The organism is Ehrlichia japonica (assembly GCF_000632845.1).
GTDB lineage: Bacteria > Pseudomonadota > Alphaproteobacteria > Rickettsiales > Anaplasmataceae > Ehrlichia > Ehrlichia japonica.
This window is the reverse complement of sequence record NZ_CP007474.1, coordinates 1,133,231-1,148,904: the sequence shown is the minus strand read 5'-3', so window position 1 is coordinate 1,148,904 and position 15,674 is coordinate 1,133,231. Positions and strand designations below refer to the sequence as shown.

Below are 15,674 nucleotides of genomic sequence, written 5' to 3'. Positions count from 1 at the left end.
ATCCACTCTCATAGAAATTATATGTATATTATATCCTTATAGATAGTTTTTATAGTTAATCCTGTGAATTATGTTGATAAAACTCATTTTTGAAAAATGCATGTCAAAGTTTTACTAATGTTTTTTTGTGAATAACTCTGTTAATAAAGTATGTATTATATTGATTTTCTAATATAACATGTGTGTATAAGTAATATGTGAATTATGTTGATAACTGTAGTTTTAATTGGGACCTTATACGACAGTTATTGCTAACTTCATCTTCCTAATAACTCTGTGGATAACTATGTAATGGAATGTGGGCAACTTTTATTGACATCTCTCATGCTGGGTTATTAACAAGTTTATTAACACAAACTTTATATAGAAAATAAAGTTTTGAATAGTATACTTAAGTAATAATAAAGAATTATACATTGTATATGAGTGACAAGCTTTCTGATAATAGCGATAGTGAAGATATGTTTTCCTTAGGAGAATCGTTAAGTGTTAGGTTAGTTTCATTTATGTTAAAAAAAATGCCAAAACTAAAAAAGATTATCGAAAATAATTTGATCAGTAGTAACGAGTGTTTTACCAACTCCAGAATGTTTTATAACCTTATAAAATTTAATGATTGCTTGGTAAGGGATGTAATGATTCCTAGGACAGAAATCTACGCTATAAATATTACAGACATGTCTAATAGTAAACACTTGATAGATAAAGTAATAAGTGGACAATATACTAGAGTTTTAGTATATGAGAATAATTTAGATAACATAATAGGATTTATTCACATTAAAGACATAATCTCAAATTTTTATAATGATTTTAATGCAGGGAATATAATCCGTGAGGTCATGTATATCCCTCCATCAATGAAGGCAGTTAACTTATTCATAAAAATGCAATCTTCTCACATACATGTTGCTATAGTGATAGATGAATATGGAGGAACAGAAGGATTGATTACTATGGCAGATCTTATTGAGGAAATAGTAGGTGATATAGATGATGAACATGGTGTTCCTACCGTTCCGAGTATTGTGAATATCTCTGATAACAAGATTGAAGTGAATGCTAGAGTATTAGTTAAAAATTTAGAAGAAACTTTTAACATTGATTTTAGGGATTGTGAGGAAGACGATTATGTAACAATAGGTGGACTCATTTTATCTATGATTGGTAGGGTACCTGTTACAAATGAAGTTTTTAAGCACAAAAATGGAGCTGTATTTTCTATTAAGGAAGCTGATGATAGGTGTATTTATAAAATTGTTATTGATTTAAGTGATGTGAAAAGGACTGACTTAAAAATCGATCATTGAACTCAACTTATCTAAGGCAAATTTAGCTTCTGTAAAAGATATGTCTAAATCTTTATGTATATCCTTAACATTAGTTACCTTCGAATGTATATTAGCAGGGAATGTGACTAAGCTAATTTCCCATAAGGATACTTTTTTTAGTATTCTTACACCTGTGTTGTCATTCATGTGGTCATCTATAACACTATATCCTATTGATAGTGCGTTGATTATACCATTTTTAAGCATTAAATATGCTTCTTTTCCTTTTTGTAAGTCTAGTAATAAATTTGCTGTTATGTAGAGTCCTATGTTATTTTCAACCATACTGGTAATATTGCCTATAGGTTCTGTTGAGTTATGCTGCCATAATAACTTTATTTTATGTATATTTTTTATAGAGCTGCTAAATGCTCCTGGTAATATGACATGTTTTTGCCTGTCAACAACATTAAATACGCTTGCATATCCTGAGAAAGTCCCGGATTGTTTTATATTTTTTTCAGATAAAAGTAAGTTACATGTTTTCTGTTGCATAAGAGAATTTCTATAATTGTTATTAATAAAATTGGTTATAAAATTCTGAGATTTCAAAATATTTCTTATATATTATGTGTTTTTTAATTGATTAAAATTTGCAAGATCTCAGAGATTATTAAAATTGTTGTGTGTTTTGGTAATATGTTATAGAGTATTTCCATTCTCTATTGGTGGTAATCCAAAAGCTGCTCTTTTTTCATTTATAGTCATAAAAGTTGCATTTTCTACATATTGCCAAAGCTGTTTTCTTTTTTCTGTTAATACAGAAATGGAATCTTTATCGTATGATAAAAATATATTATTTCCAAATTTAGGAGCTAGCCAATTGTTGAAATGTGAAATAATATTATCTAGATGAGGCAATATTGTTTGTTCCCATAATGATAGTCTTGCTTCAATAAGATTGCTATAGGTATTATCTCCGGGAATGCCAAGTAATTGGGGGGGTACGCCGAATGCTAGTGCAATATCACGTGCTGAACTGTGCTTTGAATCAATAAAATCCATATCTTTAGGAGATAAGCTCATTTCTTTCCAATCTAATCCTCCTTCAAGTAATATTGGTCTTCCAGCATTTCTTGGTCCAGAATAGAATTCATCTACTTGTGATTTTAAACGAATATATTGTTCTTGAGTTAAACTTCCATTATTGCTACCTTTTGCATTTACAATTAATGCTCCACTTGGTCTAGCGCCGTTTTGTAACATTGCTTGATTCCAAGATCCAGCCTGGTTATGTTGATCTATACTATATGAGGCTGCCTCTATAGGAGATAGACCATAATAATCATTTAGTGGGTGGAAATTTTTTATGTGTAAGATTTGTGAATAATTTGTTAATTTATTAATTTTATAGTTGTAATTGCAGTTATTTATCGAGTAGCGATATGAATATGGTCTATTGTCTTTTCCTGAAATGATTTCAACTCTGTCTGGTCGCAAAAGATGTAATTCCTTAGGCACCATATCGTGATTTTCTATCATTAAAATGTAAGCGTTACCACCAATCAATTTATAAGTGAGGATTCCTTCAATGAATTCTGATTTTGATGTAGTGCTGTTTGGTCTAGATATTAATTTTAATAAGGCATGATTTTTTACTTGAAATGTGTTATTTTTTTCAATTTTATTTAATAGTATAGGAACAGATGCTGCTGCCGACGCAATCATGTGGATAGATCTAAATGCAATTACATTTTTTATATAACCATTTTCTGCAAAATTTGCATAACTTCTGTTTTTCCATACAGCTTCTGTAAACAATTGTATAGGGATTGAAAAAGTGTAAGAGTTATCTTGTGTTGATTTTTTTTGAAAGAAATTCATTGGTAAAACTCTTTGTATGTAATTTTTTATTGAGTTGGATTTATTTAGTAGTATGCTGGTAGTATAAAACTTACTAAGTAATTTACAGTATAAGTTACATGTAGATACTAAGATAGTTATCTGTTTTAAACTGTGTATAACATAATACATCCTATATCGATAGATGTGGAAGCTATTTTTTATAATGTACAGTACAAGTGTGTTTTTTTTGTCAGTTTATAGTGACGTTTTTGTCTATGCTATTTTTATTGTTATAGTGATTATGCAGTATGGATCTTGTTACTCAAAAAATACAGAAAGCATTTGATGGTGCAGCAAATTCGTATGATAAATTCTCTGATATACAAAATGTGATTTTGCGTGAATTGTGTAGTACTGTGACATTGAAAGATTGTGATAAGAAAAACATACTAGATGTAGGATGTGGTACTGGAAATATAGGTAAACTCTTAGATATTACACACCATAATTTTATTCAAGTGGATTTATCTCAGGAAATGTGTGTTTTGGCTAAAGAAAAAAATAATGCATTATCAATAAATTGTCATATGGATATAATGCCATTTTGTGAAAACTTTTTTGATATTATTATTACCTCAATGGTTTTACAATGGTCTTGTAATATTAGTGTTTCTCTGTTGGAATTACTTCGAGTTGTGAAATCAGATGGTGTATTGTATATATCAATACCAATATTTGGAACTCTAATAGAATTGAACAATGTCATTGAAAAAGCAGGAGGGTCTTTTAGCAAATTTTATCAAATGGATGAACTAATAAATATTATAAATTCTTTTAATGTTAAAATACAATATGTATTTTGTTGTAATTATCGTCAATACCATAAGTCATTTCGTTCTTTCCTGTTAAGTATGAAATTGACAGGTGTATATACGAAGAAAGTTAGTGATAAACAGCATGATATATTTAATATAAGCAGGGTTTATAAGGAATTATATTCTTTTCAAGATTGTATTTTTAGTTCATGGAACATTATGTATTTGATTGTTAAAAAGTAATTTTTTTGTCATAATAATTACATGAAAGAACTTGATATTATGAAGCTGCTACAAGAGATACGTCATTTAGCTCAGGAAAGTAATGCTATAATTCTTGCTCATTACTATCAAGATCCAGAAATACAAGATGTTGCTGATTTTATTGGTGATTCGTTGGAGCTTTCTCGAAAGGCAGCCACAACAACAGCTGATGTTATTGTATTTTGTGGTGTATATTTTATGGCTGAAGTTGCAAAAATCATTAATCCTACAAAAAAAGTTTTGTTACCGGATTTAAATGCAGGATGTTCTTTAGCTGATTCTTGTGATGCTGAAAGTTTTAAAAAATTTCGTGAATTGCATAAGGATTGTGTATCAATTACTTATATTAATTCTTTAGCAGAGGTTAAAGCTTATTCTGATATAATTTGTACATCTTCAAGTGCCGAAAAAATAATAAGACAAATACCAGAAGAAAAACAAATTCTATTTGCTCCAGATAAATTTCTAGGAAGTTTTTTAGAAAAAAAAACAAACAGAAAGATGATTTTATGGCCTGGTACTTGTATGGTGCATGAGAGCTTTTCTGAGCGCAAATTAATTGACATGATGGTTAGACATAGCAAAGCATATGTTATAGCTCACCCTGAGTGTCCTGGTCATTTATTAAGGCATGCTAATTTCATTGGATCAACAACTCAGTTATTAAAATTTTCTTCTGAAAGGCCTAATTCAGAGTTTATAGTTCTAACTGAGGAAGGCATTATTCATCAAATGAAAAAAGTATCCTCTGGCAGTACTTTTTATGTTGTCAATTCTTCAGATAGTGGATGTGTTTCATGTAGTAAATGTCCACATATGCGTTTAAATACTTTAGAAAAATTATATTTATGTTTAAAAAATGGTTATCCTGAAGTTACTCTTGATGTTGAAGTTAGTAATATGGCTAGAAAATCTTTGGATGCTATGCTCAGTATGAGTTGATTTTTTAATTAGTGGGTTAATTTAACAAAAGTAGAGGATATCATGTAAATTTTTAGTGCAGCATAAAGTTACATAATGTCGAAGTACAACACCTAAAATGTTGTGTAATATTAAAATTAATATAAACTTGCTAAGTGTAAGTTTATATGATGTAAAAACATATACTATTCGCTTAAGTTTTCATCGAAATAAATAAACTTATTTTTTGTATACTTATAAGATTCTGCTTCTGGATTAGCAGGTTTAGCAGATGTTATGTTTTTCCATTTTTTAGAAAATTTTTTATTTATTTCATAAAATTTTTTAAGATTTTTCTGTTCTTCATTTAAGGCACTATCACTGAATTCTAGTACATCTCTTATGGAGTCATCTGGGACAATTGCATCGATAGGACATTCAGGGACACACACACCACAATCTATACATTGGTCAGGATCTATTACTAACATATTCACTCCTTCATAGAAACAATCTACTGGACATACCTCAACACAATCAGTGTATTTGCATCTTATGCACCTGTCCGTTATAAAGTGTGTCATTACAGAATAATTAATGATAAAGTAACCAGTTCTATTGTAATGTTTTTTCTTGCCAAGTTCAATTAATATTTATTACTTTTATAAGTTATGGATATAAATTACAGTTAAACATATACATCATAATATATATCATGGAATTGAAAGGCTGGTTGGTGTTTAGGTTGTATCCTAATACATATATGAGGTATCAATTCTTATCTAGTAGTATTATTTTATAATAAAGGAACTAGTTTTTTTGTAAGTCGAGTTTGTGCAATACATTTGAAATTAAAGGAGATTTTTATGGATATTGATAATAATATTGATAATAATGAAGTAAGTGTTGATACATATAGTAAAACTGAAGATTTGTTAAGCATATTTGTGCGTGCAATTTTGGGTGATAGTAAGAATAATCCTGTTGTAGAAGCAGGAGATCATTCTGGAACTCATCAAGAAGGTAATGAAATAATATCTCAACCTTCATCAGCACCAGCAGCTTCAGTTATTGCAGAAGAAGAAATTTCTAAAACCCACCAAGGAGAAGATAACCTTAAAGAAGACTTACATTCAGCTGTTACAAGTGATAATCTTGTTACATTAGATCAAACAGTTCCAGTTTCTGTAGGAGGAGAAAAAGAAATTTCTGAAACTCACCAGGGTCAGAATTTGTTAAACATGATTATGCATGCAATTTTGGGTGATAGTAAGAATAATCCTGTTGTAGAAGCAGGAGGTCATTCTGGAACTCATCAAGAAGGTAATGAAATAATATTTCAACCTTCATCAGCACCAGCAGCTTCAGTTATTGCAGAAGAAGAAATTTCTAAAACCCACCAAGGAGAAGATAACCTTAAAGAAGACTTACATTCAGCTGTTACAAGTGATAATCTTGTTATATTAGATCAAACAGTTCCAGTTTCTGTAGGAGGAGAAAAAGAAATTTCTGAAACTCACCAGGGTCAGAATTTGTTAAACATGATTATGCATGCAATTTTGGATGATAGTAATAATAATCCTGTTGTAGAAGCAGGAGATCATTCTGGAACTCATCAAGAAGGTAATGAAATAATATTTCAACCTTCATCAGCACCAGCAGCTTCAGTTATTGCAGAAGAAGAAATTTCTAAAACCCACCAAGGAGAAGATAACCTTAAAGAAGACTTACATTCAGCTGTTACAAGTGATAATCTTGTTATATTAGATCAAACAGTTCCAGTTTCTGTAGGAGGAGAAAAAGAAATTTCTGAAACTCACCAGGGTCAGAATTTGTTAAACATGATTATGCATGCAATTTTGGATGATAGTAATAATAATCCTGTTGTAGAAGCAGGAGATCATTCTGGAACTCATCAAGAAGGTAATGAAACAATATTTCAACCTTCATCAGCACCAGCAGCTTCAGTTATTGCAGAAGAAGAAATTTCTAAAACCCACCAAGGAGAAGATAACCTTAAAGAAGACTTACATTCAGCTGTTACAAGTGATAATCTTGTTACATTAGATCAAACAGTTCCAGTTTCTTTAGGAGGAGAAAAAGAAATTTCTGAAACTCACCAGGGTCAGAATTTGTTAAACATGATTATGCATGCAATTTTGGATGATAGTAATAATAATCCTGTTGTAGAAGCAGGAGATCATTCTGGAACTCATCAAGAAGGTAATGAAACAATATTTCATAATGAAACAATATTTCAACCTTCATCAGCACCAGCAGCTTCAGCTATTGCAGAAGAAGAAATTTCTAAAACCCACCAAGGAGAAGATAACCCTAAGTTCTTAGTAAAAGAAAACTTACATGTTATTATAAATGTAGATTCTATGAACTTACCTGCAAATGAATGTACAATATTACCAGATTCTATAAACAAAATATTGTGTCCTGTATCAGAACTAATCGATGAAAAATATGTTTATGAGTTTCAAAATGTAGAAGATTCGAGCAGTTTATTGGATAATAGTCATGTATGTTGTTGCCTTAATCTTTATTTTGTAGGATATAATCATTTTCTTACTCAAGAAAATGCTGATAATAATGCAGTTAATAGCATTATATAATTATAGGATTTAGTTGTTTTTAGATAGCAGGTGATACTTTTAAGTGTCGCTTGCTATTTTTTTTTTTGTTTGCTTGTTGCTTTTTGTATGTAGAGAAATAGAGTCCTATTCAAATTGGAGGAAGTGAGTTTTTATTAATGTTGAAAAGTAAAGTCTAAAAAATATGTATAGAAGACTTGTGTAATATTTACTTATTGTTTAAATATAAACATCTGAATTCTATTATTTATAGGGTGGACCTTATGTTGTAAGGTATGTTGACTTTTTAGAGAAAGCTTACTCTGGAAAAATCTTTTTTTTGTACTAAAGTAATTAAAATAAAATTGATAGTGTATTGATAAAGTTAGTAACAATTTGTAAGTAATAGCATAAAACATGGATTTTTCAGGATATGGTTATATAACTATTAAATTCAGTTTAAGATATAAAATCAGTCATAACATATAATGTTATAATATCTAAAAAGTTTGGTTCAGGTTGATTTTGCCAGGTTTTAATTATTATTAGTGATGTGAATTTCAAATTACTAATCTGTGTTTGACTTATATTAGTATGTTTCTGTATGTTCCATGTATAGTAAGGTAAATTTCCCTATAATATAGTTTAGTGAATGCTAAGTTTTGGTTAAATCTTTTGTGCTTTGAATAATTTCTGTTGTTATAAAGAAATTTATAAGTTATTTGTCTTCATTTTTGGAATCTTGATTCTCAGATTGTTCTTTATCATTGTAATCATTTTCATAATCTAAATTGCTTTTATCTCTACTTTTATTCTCGTATTTGTCATCTTCATGACTGTTGTTGTTATGATCATCATCTTCTTCCTCTGTAGTGTAGTCATAGTCTTCAGATTCATCATTATACTCCTCATTCTCATCTTCATAGTCTTCTTCATCTATGTATTCATTTAGATCATCAAAGTTGAAGTCTTCGTCATCATTATCTTCATCTTCATCATAGTATGCTTCTGTGCTGTCATATATTGCATCTTCTTCTTTTGTGACGTTCTCGGTATTATCAGATTTGTTTTCAGGAATATCACTTTCAATACTAGGAATGGGATCTTCATTTTCTTTTTTTGTTGGTTTTATGTTATTAGGATCATAAGGTTCTTGAGTAGGTATAAAAGTGCTTTTTAATAATTTTTTTGTAAAGTTTTTGTCTTCGTAGTATTTTATTTTTTTTGATTTTATAGGATAAGTAGATTCTATTAAAAGAATTTGCTCATCTCTAGGTAACATTATCACTTCTTGAGGTAGTAATAAGGCTCTTTGTGTTTCTGATATGTGTAATGAGCGAGATGCAGGATTTAAATCTAAGAATTTAGGCCTGTTTAAGGATTCCTGATTAACAGTTTTATTTCCTATTAATTGTGATATTAAGTTTGCAGTTTCAATATTATTTGCTGCAAAAGTAATTCTATAGGTAGAGTTTGATAAAAATGAATTCATTCCTGCTTCTTCATATATACCTTTAAGCTGCTCAGTATCTTGAATAATCAAAAATAATCTGACTCTGTATCCACGGAAATACGCAATACCAGTCTGGAATTGCTCCATTTTTCCTAGTGTTGGAAACTCATCCATTAGAAATAATACACCGTAAGGTTCGTCATCTGACGGTAAAGTTCTACATAAAAATTCTGTTGCTTGTTGATAAAATACCTGCATTAAAGGTCTAAGACGAGTTAAGTTATCTGGTGTTAGCCCAACGTATACCGTTACTTTTTTCCTTTTAAATTCTTGAATGTTAAAATCACTTGAAGCTGTTGCTGTATCAATTAATGGATTTGCCCATAATTCTAAAGATGAGTTCATAGTTGACACTACACCTGAACGCTCTTTATCAGCTTTTTGTAAAAATGCAGCTATATTCATGTATGCAACTGGGTGGATTTTTTTTCCTATGGTGTCTAATACAACTGCCAAATTATATACTACATCATCACTACGCATTGTGCGTACAACTTCTCCAAAAGATTTTACTTTTTCTGGTACTGCTAATAGATATAATACTACTCCCACGAATAAACTGCGTGCTTCATTGTACCAAAAGTCTTGTTCAGGCATTATTAAATTGGCAATTTTTTGTACATCGTCTACCATTTGTCCTGGTTTAGAACTTATCCAATCCAGTGGGTTATAACAGTGGCTTATCCCATCAGGTTGTGCTGGATTCCAAACGAAGACTTCTTGTCCTCTTTTTTTTCTCCATCCACTTGTAAGATCATAGTTTTCTAATTTTATATCGTGCACTATTACAGAATCTTCCCAGAACAATAAATTCGGTATTACAAAGCCTACACCTTTTCCGGACCCAGTTGGTGCAAATAGTAAAGCATGTTGAAATCCATCAGCAATAAGGTAGCCTCTTTTGTCTTTTCCTAGTAATATGCCTCTTCTGCTGCGTAGTCCTATTTTACGAATGTCTTTTTCTGTTGCCCATCTTGAATCTCCATGTAATGATTCTTTCTTTTTAAATGGCCTCCAATCAAATAGTATATTTCTTAGATTCCATAATATTATACTTAGGATACCTATTGGGGTGCATAATGATGACAATAGCTTGACTAATAATAATGTGTCATATGAAGAAGGATTATGCCACCAATGTTCTACATAATTAAAAATGGTTGGCCAGATTCTGTCTGGAAAATTGCTGAAACTAGGATTTATAGAATTAAAATCTAGATAATCTGGTCCCCATACCATCAAGATAAATAGCACTCCTGATAAATAAAAGCAAAATTCCAGTCCGAAGAATGCACCTAAAACAAGGAATAAAATATTACGTATGTGGTTTGCACTTACACTATCCATAAAAACAACAACTTAATTATAAAAATTTACGTATCATTTAACCATTTTTCTGTAAAGATTTAGTGAATAGTATTTCTGATACATACCTTGTACCTTCTGATCCTCTTTTTAATTGGATTACAATATCTACTATATTGGTAATATAATTAATTATTTGATCTGGAGGTATGCCAAGGCCTGCTTGCATAACCATCAATTTTAATTGTTCTAGCGCCATCATTGGTGTGTCAGCATGTAATGTAGATATGGATCCAGGATGACCTGTATTAATTGCTCTTAAAAAACTAAATGCTTCAGATCCTCGTAATTCTCCTACTATTATCCTGTCTGGACGTAATCTTAGACATGCCTCTATTAAATCTTGAGTACTCACTTTAGCTCTACCTTGTCCTCCTTTCGAGGCGATTAAATGTACTCTGTTACGGTGATGACTTAAGACAATTTCTCTCGCATCTTCTACTGTGATTAATCTTTCATCTTTAGGTATACTTCGTAATGCTGCATTAGTGAAAGTAGTTTTTCCTGTTGATGTACCGCCACTTATTATTATATTTTTTTTGTTTATTACAGCATATTCTAAAAATTGTTTAATTTTTTTTTGTTTTAATAATTCTTTTAATTGATTATCTATATTGTTTTCTTGAGTTTCTGTTATAGCTTGATTAAATGCGCCCATTTTTTCATAGTCGTCTAATGAGAGTTCCATAGCTGATGGTTTTCTAATCGACATAACTACTGTAGTTGCTTCACAAGCTGGTGGAAATACAATTTGTATACGATAACCGTTAGGTAAAGTTGCTGATAACAAGGGGTTTTCTTCACTTATTTTCTGTTCTGTTGCTTGAGCTATTAACCTTCCTAATGCTTTTAAATGTGATAAATTAAGGGTTGGAATAGATTCACAACGTATGTTCCCTCTATTCTCTATCCATACTTCGCATTCCTGATTTATAGATACTTCATTTACTCCATCTTCATGAAAGATAGATTGTAATGGTTCAAGATACGTATCTAAAGCGGCATAACTTGTTGTCATATAAACCTTTATAATTAATTAACAATATCTACTCCATAAACTGTTGATTTTGGAAATATAATGTCTTTGTTAACAAATACTTTTAGCAGAGTACCTTGGTCTACGTATACTGTAGGATTGTTATTAGAGTATTTCTTTATTATATCTTTTATAGAGTTTGAAAAATCATCTACTGCTTGGGATAAAATTTTTACAGGTAATGTAGTTTTTGTGGATTTAGATTTATTAGTTGAATCATCATCTTGTTGATCTGCTTTGTCTTTACTATCTGATTCTAGAATAGGGTTATTATTTATCTCAGGGATTTTTGATGTAGCATAAGATGTCGCTATAGATACGCCAGCTAATAATATTGTAGAAGTTAATATGTTTCCTATTTTTGTATCGACGGTGCCTGAAGCTCCTTGTCTTCCTAGCTCGTCTGTTCCATTAGAATCAATGGCTATGTCAATACCATTAGGTAGGATAACCCTAGTCCAAGATATTTGAACTCTAGTTTTTCCAGGGCTGGCATTAAAAGAATAAGTTCCTATTAATCTCGATCCTTTTGGAATCATTACTGTATTGTTGGCTTCAGCATAAACATCTCGTGCTACTATTCCTCTCAATGTACCCTGTAGATCTGAATTAATAGCAGTTTCTAGTACGACATCAATTATTTTGCCTTGTAAAATTGTAAATTCTAAATTATTTACTTTTGTTGCAACTACATTAGGAGAAGATGTAGATTGTAAAGAAATAACGGAATTGGTCTTGTTAATATTTGGTTCTCCTTCTGCGCTTTCAGTAGTAGAAGATGTAAGGTTTTGTCCGTTTGAAATTGCTAACATTGATGTAGTTCTTCTTTCTTTGTCATATCCTGTTGGTGCATGTGCAATGGGGGGGGTAACTATATCTATTTTATTTTGAGTAGGTAAAGGTATTTTTGGTAAAGGCTTAGAAGGTTTAGTCTCAACAGATTGCTTTGGTTTTGTTTTTGGTACCTCTAATGTTTTAGGTTTTTCAACTGTTGGAATAGATGGTAAAGATGGTGATACTAAGGGTGGTAACTCTGGTAATTGAGGTGGAATATTTATAGGTGGAGATACTTCTTGAGTTGGTGGTACAGATTCTTTTAGTAATTTTTCTATGTCTGCTTCTTCTATTACTTGTGGTTTATTAAGATTGTCATCGGATTTTTTGTTTGTAAAGAAATAATAATAAGCAAACCCTAGTCCAACTATCATTACTCCTATTGTAATGAATTTTTTTCCTCTATTTACTCCAACAACATTTACACTATCTTCAATTTCTGTGTATTGGTTGTTTTGATGCTCTTCTGACATAGTGTACCATGGTAAGTTTTATTATAGTTTTTTATTAGTGATTTTCACAGATTCACTCTTATATTCTAGATATAGGTTCTTATGTACACCCTCTATTATTACATAATCTTGTAGTAATAACATTTTGCAAGGTATTTTTTTATTAAGATGATTATATATATAAACTTGAGGAATAATTTGATTGTTATTTGAAAATTTAAAGTATGTAAGTTTTCCGTCATCAAATAATTCTACAGGTGATGTTTTCTTGTTTTCTGATTTTGTATTTATAACATAGTGATCACTTGTATTATTAGGTTTTATTACAACGTGTTTTTTTGGGTCTTGTACTGTACTAAGAATAGAAATATCTGGTAGATTTGCCTGCTCCAACTTAAAATCTTCTTCAGTCTTTGGGTAGTAGAAGCGTACTATATATGCTAAATCTCTTAATTCAGAGTATCCTGCTTCATCATTATCATCACCAGATTCATTTGTGCTGCGGCATATAAGGTCAAAAGCATAACTTCTTCCCTTGTTTGTTTCTATTAACATGTTTGTTTTACCATTCTTTTCTAATGGCATTATAAAGAGCTTATTATCAACCGGTTTTACTTTCCATCCTACATTGTTACCCATTGCCAACATTTTTATAGTTTCACCTTTTGAAAACTCAATGTATGAGTGATAACCGTAGTTAAAGACCACATTATAAATTTCATTATTACTATATACAAAAGTTTTGATCCTACTATCTACTGTAATAGGATTATCAACTCTGTTGATGGCATACGCGCTGCCATTAAACATCATCACTAAGACTAGTAGTAATGTTATATAAATTTTATAGAAATTCATCATCTGCCCTATAGTAAGTTATCTGGAATCCTAAAGGATTAATTTGTCTTTCCTGTTCGTTCATTTCAAGAGTTGCGTATTCAAATGATAATGTAGCTATTCTATCTTTTTTTATTGTGCCGTTTGGATGGTTAAATTCTAAGGAAAATCTGATTTGTACATTTCCTGGACGTAAATGCTGTAAAGATCTGATTTTTAAGTGTCCTGATGTTACATTTGCATATAAATTTAAAGGACTTGCAGGGTTACTTAACCTTATCCAGTTGCGGAACTCACTGTATATTGTTTGGTTAGAAAATAAACGAACTTTTGTATAATAGTTATATTGAAAATTATTAGGATCAAAAAGTTCTCTAGATCTTACATATTCTATTATGAAATGGTTATTTAAAACCTCATCTGCTGAATATTGTTTTACTGATATAGGATTGACTAGAGTTGTGATCCCAGATTTTTTTTCTATTTCTACCACAAATGGTTCAATAGTTCTGTTTTTGCTGATATTAGAAATGACAAAAACACTAATTCCTACTGCGCTTAGTGCTAACGTAGTAAAAAACAGCAACATATTCCTTTGTACAACGACTGAGTTATAACGGCTAACATGCCAACTGTATGTTGTTTCTAAATTTGTGTCTGATGGTTTGTTGTTATCATTCTTATTATTGTTTTTTCTGAATTTACTAAACATACGTATCATCAACCTTATACCTTTAAGCTATGCTTACAAAAATAAAAACTTTTGTCAATCAATGGTAATTCTAGAGTGTATACCTTATTTATTTACATCAGATTAACATTAGTATGTAAAAGTAGCATAAAAAATACTTCTAGCAAACATGGCCTAATCTTTTAGCTTTAGTATTGATATAATTAATATTATGTTGGTTTGTGTCAACAAAAATAGGTAATATTTTTGTAACTTGTATGCCATTATTCTGAATTTCTGAAATTTTATTTGGATTGTTTGTAAGTAGTTGTAGTCTTGAAATTCCCAATTTCTGTAGTATTTTTACAGCTGGAGTAAATACTCTTTCATCATCTTCAAATCCAAAAAACCTGTTGGCGTCTACAGTATCAAAATTGTGCTTGATCTGCAATTGATATGTTCTTATTTTATTAGCTAATCCTATACCACGACCATCTTGAGCTAAGTATAAGATTATTCCACCTTTATTTTCTATCATTAATTTTATAGCTGTGTGCAATTGACATCTACAATCGCAAGATAAGCTATTCAGTAAGTCACCAGTATAACACGAAGAATGAATTCTAATGATAGGGTTGTTATAATCTGGACTTCCTATAATGATTGCATAATGTTCAAGCTCTCCGGTATGTGATCTATACACGTTTATTTTAGCGTTGGGACAGTCTTTTAAAAATAAAGGAGAACTGCATACTTCTTGAATTTCATATTCTTCATTATAGTTATCAATTATTTCTTGTTTTATAGGTGTTATATTATTTTCAGTACACCATTGTAGTATATTAGAACTGCTGATATCAATCGCAATTGCTGAAGGTAATAGCTTTGTTAGTTTTATTAGAGAGATAGCAGTTTTATCTAAGGGATTTGTACTTGTAATGAGATTGTCAATGGCAAAAGATCCTTTATTATGAAATTCTTGGCCTATTAGTAAAGAGGATATATATTCTAAATCATGAGATTCTTTGATTTTAATCCTAGAGAGTTGATTTCCTGAGGATTGAAAGATGAAATTTAACCTATTACCAGTTACTAGTATGTTGATATCTTTAAAATGTTTTTTGAGTGTGCTTAATAATAGATGATCTACTAATTCACTAGGAAAAATTAGTAAATTATTATTGCTATTATATAGTAATACTGGGATACCACACCTTAATTCTGTAATAGACTTTTCTGTAATATACTTATTGGAGTGAAAGCTGTTAAATAAATTTTCCATATTATACTCAA

13 protein-coding genes are annotated in these 15,674 nt (G+C 30.4%); 4 read left to right on the top strand and 9 right to left on the bottom strand.

Annotation, left to right across the window (positions count from 1 at the left end; translation table 11 throughout):
* Window positions 1–422: 422 nt before the first annotated feature.
* Window positions 423–1,310 carry a hemolysin family protein gene (locus EHF_RS04505; protein ID WP_044195710.1) on the top strand — a complete coding sequence of 296 codons (888 nt, stop codon included), beginning with the start codon at window positions 423–425 and terminating at the stop codon, window positions 1,308–1,310.
* Here EHF_RS04505 and EHF_RS04500 read toward each other — a convergent pair.
* On the bottom strand, window positions 1,293–1,826 hold the full coding sequence (locus EHF_RS04500; RefSeq protein ID WP_044195708.1) for an HK97 family phage prohead protease: 534 nt from the start codon (window positions 1,824–1,826) through the stop codon (window positions 1,293–1,295). The genes EHF_RS04505 and EHF_RS04500 overlap by 18 nt on opposite strands.
* Before the next feature lie 147 nt (window positions 1,827–1,973).
* A complete protein-coding gene (locus tag EHF_RS04495; protein ID WP_044195706.1) occupies window positions 1,974–3,155 on the bottom strand; it encodes a phage portal protein in 1,182 nt (393 codons plus the stop codon).
* A gap of 269 nt (window positions 3,156–3,424) precedes the next feature.
* On the opposite strand from EHF_RS04495, the gene EHF_RS04490 reads away from it, so the two are divergent.
* Both EHF_RS04490 and nadA read left to right on the top strand, forming a co-directional pair.
* On the top strand, window positions 3,425–4,174 hold the full coding sequence (locus EHF_RS04490; RefSeq protein WP_044195703.1) for a methyltransferase domain-containing protein: 750 nt from the start codon (window positions 3,425–3,427) through the stop codon (window positions 4,172–4,174).
* 21 nt (window positions 4,175–4,195) lie between these two features.
* Window positions 4,196–5,137 carry a quinolinate synthase NadA gene (gene nadA / locus EHF_RS04485; protein WP_044195701.1) on the top strand — a complete coding sequence of 314 codons (942 nt, stop codon included), beginning with the start codon at window positions 4,196–4,198 and terminating at the stop codon, window positions 5,135–5,137.
* 164 nt (window positions 5,138–5,301) lie between these two features.
* On the opposite strand, the gene EHF_RS04480 is transcribed toward nadA, so the two are convergent.
* Window positions 5,302–5,679 (bottom strand): ferredoxin family protein, encoded by a 378-nt coding sequence (locus EHF_RS04480; protein ID WP_044195698.1) that lies wholly within the window; start codon window positions 5,677–5,679, stop codon window positions 5,302–5,304.
* A 282-nt stretch (window positions 5,680–5,961) separates the two neighbouring features.
* Between EHF_RS04480 and EHF_RS04475 the strand changes: the two genes are divergently transcribed.
* Window positions 5,962–7,716: a hypothetical protein gene (locus EHF_RS04475; RefSeq protein WP_044195696.1), complete on the top strand. Its 1,755-nt coding sequence runs from the start codon at window positions 5,962–5,964 to the stop codon at window positions 7,714–7,716.
* A gap of 676 nt (window positions 7,717–8,392) precedes the next feature.
* Here the strand turns inward: EHF_RS04475 and EHF_RS04470 are convergent.
* The 6 genes from EHF_RS04470 to EHF_RS04445 form a co-directional block, all read right to left on the bottom strand.
* Window positions 8,393–10,534, bottom strand: coding sequence for a type IV secretory system conjugative DNA transfer family protein (locus EHF_RS04470; RefSeq protein ID WP_044195693.1), 2,142 nt, complete (start codon window positions 10,532–10,534; stop codon window positions 8,393–8,395).
* A gap of 37 nt (window positions 10,535–10,571) precedes the next feature.
* Complete coding sequence (gene virB11, locus EHF_RS04465; protein ID WP_044195690.1) at window positions 10,572–11,570, bottom strand: P-type DNA transfer ATPase VirB11; 999 nt, start codon at window positions 11,568–11,570, stop codon at window positions 10,572–10,574.
* A gap of 14 nt (window positions 11,571–11,584) precedes the next feature.
* Window positions 11,585–12,895 carry a TrbI/VirB10 family protein gene (locus EHF_RS04460; RefSeq protein ID WP_044195687.1) on the bottom strand — a complete coding sequence of 437 codons (1,311 nt, stop codon included), beginning with the start codon at window positions 12,893–12,895 and terminating at the stop codon, window positions 11,585–11,587.
* Window positions 12,896–12,916: 21 nt separating this feature from the next.
* Window positions 12,917–13,732: a P-type conjugative transfer protein VirB9 gene (gene virB9, locus EHF_RS04455; protein WP_198015092.1), complete on the bottom strand. Its 816-nt coding sequence runs from the start codon at window positions 13,730–13,732 to the stop codon at window positions 12,917–12,919.
* Window positions 13,719–14,423, bottom strand: coding sequence for a VirB8 family type IV secretion system protein (locus EHF_RS04450; RefSeq protein WP_044195963.1), 705 nt, complete (start codon window positions 14,421–14,423; stop codon window positions 13,719–13,721). Before EHF_RS04450 ends, virB9 begins: the two co-directional genes overlap by 14 nt.
* A gap of 139 nt (window positions 14,424–14,562) precedes the next feature.
* The gene (locus tag EHF_RS04445) at window positions 14,563–15,663 is read right to left on the bottom strand and encodes a GTP cyclohydrolase II (protein ID WP_044195682.1); all 1,101 of its coding nucleotides are present in this window, start codon (window positions 15,661–15,663) and stop codon (window positions 14,563–14,565) included.
* Window positions 15,664–15,674 lie beyond the last annotated feature (11 nt).